This window comes from Caulobacter sp. (assembly GCF_049283275.1).
Lineage (GTDB): Bacteria > Pseudomonadota > Alphaproteobacteria > Caulobacterales > Caulobacteraceae > Caulobacter.
On the sequence record NZ_JBAPVS010000019.1, the window covers coordinates 1 to 7,097 of the forward strand.

General features: G+C 66.2%; 6 protein-coding genes and 1 rRNA gene. 4 read left to right on the forward strand and 3 right to left on the reverse strand.

Translation table 11 applies throughout. From position 1 onward, the window contains the following. Window positions 1-333, reverse strand: a 16S ribosomal RNA gene (locus tag WAL33_RS01080); the annotation flags it as partial. A gap of 945 nt (window positions 334-1,278) precedes the next feature. On the opposite strand from WAL33_RS01080, the gene WAL33_RS01085 reads away from it, so the two are divergent. Further along, window positions 1,279-1,719, forward strand: coding sequence for an RrF2 family transcriptional regulator (locus tag WAL33_RS01085; RefSeq protein ID WP_422177644.1), 441 nt, complete (start codon window positions 1,279-1,281; stop codon window positions 1,717-1,719). Between the two features lie 88 nt (window positions 1,720-1,807). On the opposite strand, the gene WAL33_RS01090 is transcribed toward WAL33_RS01085, so the two are convergent. Continuing rightward, entirely contained in the window at window positions 1,808-2,239 is a 432-nt protein-coding gene (locus tag WAL33_RS01090; protein ID WP_422177646.1) for a CBS domain-containing protein, read from the reverse strand. A gap of 368 nt (window positions 2,240-2,607) precedes the next feature. On the opposite strand from WAL33_RS01090, the gene WAL33_RS01095 reads away from it, so the two are divergent. Next, window positions 2,608-5,538, forward strand: a complete 2,931-nt coding sequence (locus WAL33_RS01095; RefSeq protein ID WP_422177648.1) for a M16 family metallopeptidase — start codon at window positions 2,608-2,610, stop codon at window positions 5,536-5,538. Between the two features lie 51 nt (window positions 5,539-5,589). On the opposite strand, the gene WAL33_RS01100 is transcribed toward WAL33_RS01095, so the two are convergent. Further along, entirely contained in the window at window positions 5,590-5,727 is a 138-nt protein-coding gene (locus tag WAL33_RS01100) for a hypothetical protein (protein WP_422177650.1), read from the reverse strand. A 71-nt stretch (window positions 5,728-5,798) separates the two neighbouring features. Here WAL33_RS01100 and WAL33_RS01105 point away from each other — a divergent pair, with 71 nt between their 5' ends. Both WAL33_RS01105 and WAL33_RS01110 read left to right on the forward strand, forming a co-directional pair. Next, a complete protein-coding gene (locus tag WAL33_RS01105; RefSeq protein ID WP_422177652.1) occupies window positions 5,799-6,722 on the forward strand; it encodes a LysR substrate-binding domain-containing protein in 924 nt (307 codons plus the stop codon). A gap of 101 nt (window positions 6,723-6,823) precedes the next feature. After that, complete coding sequence (locus WAL33_RS01110; RefSeq protein ID WP_028041048.1) at window positions 6,824-7,033, forward strand: DUF3126 family protein; 210 nt, start codon at window positions 6,824-6,826, stop codon at window positions 7,031-7,033. Window positions 7,034-7,097: the final 64 nt, after the last annotated feature.

Below are 7,097 nucleotides of genomic sequence, written 5' to 3' on the forward strand. Positions count from 1 at the left end.
ATTCCCCACTGCTGCCTCCCGTAGGAGTTTGGGCCGTGTCTCAGTCCCAATGTGGCTGATCATCCTCTCAGACCAGCTAAGGATCGTAGCCTTGGTGGGCCTTTACCCCACCAACTAGCTAATCCTACGCGGGCCGCTCTAATGGCGATAAATCTTTCCCTCGAAAGGCTTATCCGGTATTAGCTCAAGTTTCCCTGAGTTGTTCCGAACCAAAAGGCACGTTCCCACGTGTTACTCACCCGTCCGCCACTAATCCCGAAGGATCCGTTCGACTTGCATGTGTTAGGCCTGCCGCCAGCGTTCGCTCTGAGCCAGGATCAAACTCTCAGGTTGAGTTGACCGCTAACACAGACTTCAAGAAATCGGGGGAAAACCCAATCTCTCGGTTCTGGTTTGCATAGTATCTTGACGAGTTCCCAATCACATCGATGGATCAAGACCGAAGTCTTGGTCCATGATATTCATGGTGTCTTCAAGAGACCGCAATTGTCAGCGTTCGAGATGACCCGTGAGGTCATCGCCAGAGCGCCGCCGCCTGCGTTTCTCTTTCCAAATCAACAATGTCAAAGACCCAGAGCCGAAGCCCCCAGAACCGCCTCGCAGCGGAACCACCCGTTTAGCGCCCGATGTCGGCGGAGGCGGCTATCTATCCAACCCCGAATTGCCTGTCAAACCGTTTTTTACAAAACCGTCCGAACCAACCCACCAGAAACAGCCAAAACCATTCCCAGTAGACCGAAGCAGCCTTCTATTGAAAGCCGCCAATCAAGTCAAGAAAGAAATCCGAAGATAACCTGCCTAGACTTGAAGAGAACTAAGATGAATTCTTGCGAACCAATCTTCGTTACTCTCGAAGAGGGCGGGTTCTATTGAAGCCGCCACATCCTGTCAACCGGCCTTTTCACTTTCCGTCCTGAACCGGCCGAGGCCGGTTCGAAGACAAAAGCGCGGCGACGAAGCCCTTGAAGACAGGGTCTTCGCAAATCCGTCACCGAGTCGATTGAAGCTGCGGAAACTAGCGATCCACCCTTTCAAATGCAAGGCCCGAAGGCCTCGAATTCGTCCGGCGGGCGCTGGCCCCGAAGCGAGGGCGGTGTGTAGCCACCGCCTCGGAGAGTCGCAACCGCAAAATCGGCCCGATCAATCGCACGCATCGCTTTGCCTGTGCGCGGATCTGTGAATGGTTTGAGGCTGGCTTCACCGCCTTTCGGGTCGACAGCGCTTGCGCCGTCCCCTCCCCTGCCTCCATAGACCTCTGCAAGAGGAGGCCCCGCGTCCATGTTGTCCCAGAAAGCGCGCTACGCCCTGCGCGCCATGATCGAACTGGCCCGCGAGGGGGGACAGGTCACCGCCGGCGAGTTGGCGGTCCGCGCGGATGCGCCGCGCAAGTTCCTGGAAGCCATACTTCTTACACTGGCGCGCCAGGGTCTGGTGACCAGCCGCCGGGGCAAGTTCGGCGGCTATCTGCTGGGCCGCGAACCCGCCTTGATCAGCTTCGCCGAGATCATCCGCCTGGTCGACGGCCCGCTGGCCCTGACGCCCTGCGTCAGCCGCACGGCCTTCCGCCGCTGCGAAGATTGTCGGGACCTGGCGACCTGCGCTCTGCGTGAGGCCCTGCTGCGGGCTCGCGACGCCACGGCCGCGGTGCTGGAAGGCTATAGCCTGGCCGACGCGGTCGCGGGTTCGGGGGCGGAGCTCCTGGGCGAACCGGCGCACTGACCGCCGTCGCCGTCTCCTGATGGACCGCTATATAGAGTGAACGCGTGGCGGCCGGACGCGGCCGTCCCAGACGCCGGCCGCGTCCGCTTCAGCCGGCCGCGATATAGGCCTTCAGCCCCTCGGCCTCGGCCTGGGCCTCGCGGATCTTGTACTTCACCAGATCGCCGATCGAGATGATGCCGGCAAGGCGCTTGCCCTTGCAGACCGGCAGGTGGCGGATCCGGCGATCGGTCATGCGGCTAAGCAGGGCGTCCACCGTCTCTTCCGGCTGGGCGAAGATCACGTCGCGGGTCATGCACGAGGAGATCGGCTTGGACAGGGCGGCGGCGCCGCCCTCGGCGATCACCCGCACGATGTCGCGTTCGGACAGGATGCCGGCGATCGTTTCATCCTCCTCAAGCACCACCATCGCGCCGACGCGCCGGGTGTGCAGCAAGGCCGCGGCGGCCCCCACCGTCTCATTGGGCGAGGCTGTGAAGACCAGGTCGCCCTTGTCCTTCAGAATCTGAGAAACCAGCAAAGCTCAATCCTCCCTGAGACTTCATTTTAAAGGAGGGTCTCGCAAAGCGGCCCCCTTATCAATGGGCTGGATCACGGGGACGCCGCCAGGAACCATATTGCCCCAACCGTCAAGGTCGTCCCTGGTCCCTGCGGCTGGAGTCTGTCGGCGACACCGTGATCCAATCGTTGCGCGCCCGCGCCCGAAAGCTCGCAGGAGATGTTCGGCCTCATCGGCAGGGTCCTCAACCAGGCCCCCTGAGCATCTCAAGGCCGATATCCAAGCGTGGCCGTTTCGCCCCACCGACGCCTTGCTTGCGCCACGCGCTCCAGCCAAGGTGCGCCCCTTTCACGGCTCCGCACGCCCAACATCCTAGTTCAAGGTCGCACATGATCCGCGTTTCGCGCCTGGCGCTCGTTCTCTCGGCCGGGCTCAGCCTCACCGCCTGCGCGACCTCGTCCCTTTTTAAACCCGACGGCGGCGACAAGACCGTCGCTTCCTTGTCGGCCCCCAAGACGCCCCTCGCGCCCAGGCCGTCCCCGAACGCCGGCGGCGCGCCGACGATCGACCTGGTCAAGCCGGGTCAATGGCCGCAAGCGGTGTCGGACGTCGCGCCCGACCCGCGCGTGCGGTTCGGCGTACTGCCCAACGGCATGCGCTATGCGATCCAGAAGAACGCCACCCCGCCTGGCCAGGCCGCCCTGCGCCTGTGGTTCGACGCCGGCTCGCTGAACGAGACCGACGACCAGCAGGGCCTGGCTCACTTTCTTGAACACATGGCGTTCAACGGCTCGAAAAACGTGCCCGAAGGCGACATGGTCAAGATCCTCGAACGCCACGGCCTGTCGTTCGGGGCCGACACCAACGCCTCCACCGGCTTCAGCCAGACGACCTATCAGCTGGACCTGCCCAAGACCGACGACGACACCGTCGAGACCGGCATGATGCTGCTGCGCGAGGCGGCCGGCGAGCTGACCATCGCGCCCGACGCCGTCGACCGCGAGCGCGGCGTGGTGCTGTCCGAGGAGCGCACCCGCGACGGCCCCGGCTATCGGGTGTTCGTCAACACCTTCGGCTTCCAACTGCAAGGCCAACGGCCGCCGCAGCGCCTGCCGATCGGCAAGACCGAGATCCTCAAGACCGCCCCGGCCCAGCGCATCCGCGACTTCTACCAAGCCTGGTACCGGCCCGAGAACGCCGTGGTCGTGGCGGTCGGCGACTTCGACGTCGACGCCATGGAGGCCAAGATCAAGGCCCGGTTCGGCGACTGGAAGCCCCAGGGCCAGCCCGGCGTGAGGCCCGACCTCGGCCCCGTGGCCAAGCGCGGCCTGACCGCCAAGGTGCTGGTCGAGCCCGGCGCCCAGACCTCGGTCCAGATGGCCTGGATCGCCCCGCCCGACCTGGAGCTGGAAACCCGCGCCAAGGACAAGGAAGAGCTGGTCAAGGCCCTGGGCTTCGCCGTGCTGAACCGTCGGCTGCAGGTGCTGACCCGATCGGACGATCCGCCGTTCATCTTCGCCGTCGCCGCGCAGAACGACCAGGAGCACGCCGCCGAGATCACCACCCTGGCCGCCACCGTACAGCCCGGCCACTGGAACCAGGCCCTGACCGCGCTGGAGCAGGAGCAGCGCCGCATCGTTAAATATGGCGTGCGCCAGGACGAGTTGGACCGCGAGATCGCCGCCATGCGCGCCGGCTTCGTGGCCGCCGCGGCGGGCGAGGCCACACAGCGCACCACCGCCCTGGCCGGCGGCATCGTCGGCACGCTGGGCGACCGCGAGGTCGTCACCAGCCCGTCCCAGAACCTTGTGGTGTTCGACGACGCCACCAAGGGTCTGACCGCCGATGCGGTCTCGGCCCTGCTGAAAGACCAGTTCACCGGCTCCGGTCCGCTGATCGTCATCCCGACCCCGACCGCCATCGAGGGCGCGGAAAAGACCGTGACCGACGCCTACATGGCCTCGGCCAAGATCCCCGTCGCCGCGCCGGCCGCGCCGGGCGTCACCACCTGGCCGTACGCGACCTTCGGCGCCAAGGGCCAGGTTGTCGAACAGAAGGACGTCACCGACCTGGACACCGTCTTCGTTCGGTTCGCCAACGGCGTGCGTCTGACGGTCAAGCCGACCAAGTTCCGTGACGACCAGATCCTGGTGAAGGCCCGGATCGGCCATGGCATGCTGGATTTGCCGCCTGGCGGCCAGAGCCCGATGTGGGCCGGCTCGGCCTTCATCGAGGGCGGCCTCAAGCAGATCAGCACCCAGGACATGGAGCGGGTGCTGAACGGCAAGGTCTACAACGCCGGCCTGGGGGTCGAGGACGACGCCTTCAGCCTGTCGGGCCGCACCCGTCCTGAAGATCTCGACACTGAACTGCAAGTGCTGGCCGCCTACGCCACCGACGGCGGCTGGCGCCCGGAGGCCTTCGCCCGCATCAAGACCTACTACGGCACGATCCACGACCAGATGGAAAGCACCCCCAGCGGCGTGATGGGCCGCGATCTGGGCGGGCTGTTGCACGGCGGGGACGGCCGCTGGACCTTCCCCTCTCGCCAGCAGATCGCCGGCGCGTCGCTCGACCAGTTGAAGGCCGCGGTGTCGCCCCCGTTGGCCGCCAACGCCATCGAGGTGCTGATCGTCGGCGACACCACGGTCGACAAGGCCGTGGCGGCGGTGGCCCAGACCTTCGGCGCCCTGCCCGTCCGGGCCGACGTTCCGGCTCCGGCCGGGGCCGAGAACGCGCCCTTCCCCGCCCCCTCGCCGACCCCGATCGTGCGCACCCACAAGGGCCGGGCCGACCAAGGCCAGCTGTTCATGGCCTGGAAGACCGACGACCTGTTCAGCGATCTGCAGCGGGCCCGCAACACCCAGGTCCTGGCCCAGGTGATGCAGCTGCGGCTGACCGACGAACTGCGCGAGAAGCAGGGGGCGACCTATTCGCCCTCGGCCTCGGCGACGGCCAGCGTGGCCTTCACCCATTGGGGCTATCTGGCGGTCAACGTCGAGACCCCGCCCGACAAGGTCGACGGCGTGATCGCCAGCATCCGCAAGATCGCCGCTGACCTCCGCGACAAGCCGATCACCGCCGATGAACTGGAGCGAGCCAAGAAGCCGCGCATCGATCAGATCGAGAAGGCTCGCGAAACCAACGAATACTGGCTGGGATCCCTGTCGGGCGCCCAGACCGACCCGCGCCTGCTGACCGCCGCCCGCTCGGTGATCGCCGGCCTGCAGCGAGTAACGATCGCCGACGTCCAGAAGGCCGCCCAGACCTTCCTGGGCGACGACAAGTCGTGGACGATGGTCGTGAAGCCGGAGAAATAACACCAACATCCGCTCATCCCGGCGAATGCCGGGATGAGCGAATCTGAGGTGCTATCTGCAAGCGATCAGGTGAACCTGATCCCGCCGCGCCTCCGCCCTAGGCTCGGCCAAGGCCCCGTAGGCCACCAGGCCCCAGACCGCCAGCACGGCCAGCCATTGAACGGGGGTGACGGGAGAACGACGGTTCATGCCCTCCCTATCGCCCAGTTGCCCTGGCTCGAATAACGACTTATCAGCGGGCATCTGTGAGGTTTCATCACATGGCCGCCCGCTCGCTTCCGCCGCTGAACGCCCTGCGCGCCTTCGAGGCGTTCGGTCGGCGCGGCCGAATGACCCTGGCCGCCGACGAGCTGTGCGTCACTCACGGGGCGATCAGCCGCCAGATCCGCCAGCTCGAGGACCATCTCGGCGTCGCCCTGACCGAGGGCCCGCGCAACCGCCTGACCCTGACCGAGACCGGCTTGACCCTGGCCCAGGCCCTGACCCAGGCGCTGGACCAGATCGAGGCGGCCCTGCCTCGGGCCGTCGGCGACGGCGACGGAACGCTGGTGGTCTCGTGCCTGCCGACCTTCGCCATGAAGTGGTTGATCCCGCGCCTGCCCGACTTCGTGGCCGCCCATCCGGAGATCCAGACGCGGATCGTGGAGTCCAATGGACCGTTCGACTTCCGCGCCGACGGGGTCGACCTGGCGATCCGCATGCGTCTGCCGGACGCTCCGCCTTCACCCGACGCCGACGTCACGCCGTTTCTCAAGCACTATGTCGGCCCCGTGGCCTCGCCCGACCTGGCCGCCCAGATCCGGGATGTCGACAGCCTGGCCCGCCTGCCGCGGCTGCACACCCGCACCTTCACGGAGGGCTGGGCCGAATGGGAAAGCGCGGCGGGCCTGACGCTGTCGCCGGCGGCGGTGAACCGCGAGTTCGACCATTATTTCTACATGCTGGAAGCGGCCGCCGCGGGCCTGGGCGTGGCGCTCAGCCCCTTCGCCTTCGTCGAGAAGGACCTGGCGGCCGGACGCCTGCTGGCGCCGCTGGGCCTGGTCCCCGGACAGGCTCGGGTCTGCGCCCTGACACCCCGGAGCAAAATCACCCCCGCGGCCCGCCGGTTCCGCGATTGGCTGGTCGTCCAGGGCGCGGCGACCTCGCCGCCGCCGGGGGCCGGAAGAGGGTTCTCAACAAGCTGAACCGGGTTCGGACGCAAAACCCCTTACACTTTGCGCTGACGCCCTCTAGTTTCCGCCGATCCCCCGCGCCCTGCGCGCCCCATCGATATCAGGAGCCCGTCATGGACGCCGCCACCATCGCCAAGCTCGAAGGCCATCTGAAGCGCACCTTCGGCAACCCGCACATCGCCCTGAAGGCCCGTCCCAAGCAGAAGGATTCGGCCGAGGTCGAGGTGAAGGGCGAATTCATCGGCGTGGTCTTCCAGGACGAGGACGAGGACGGCTCGTTCATGTTCGAAATGGCGATCCTGGCCGAAGACCTGGAAGGCTAGAGGCCTTAGCGGCGAAGCCCCCTCCGTCGGCTTCGCCGCCACCTCCCCCAGAGGGGGAGGATCT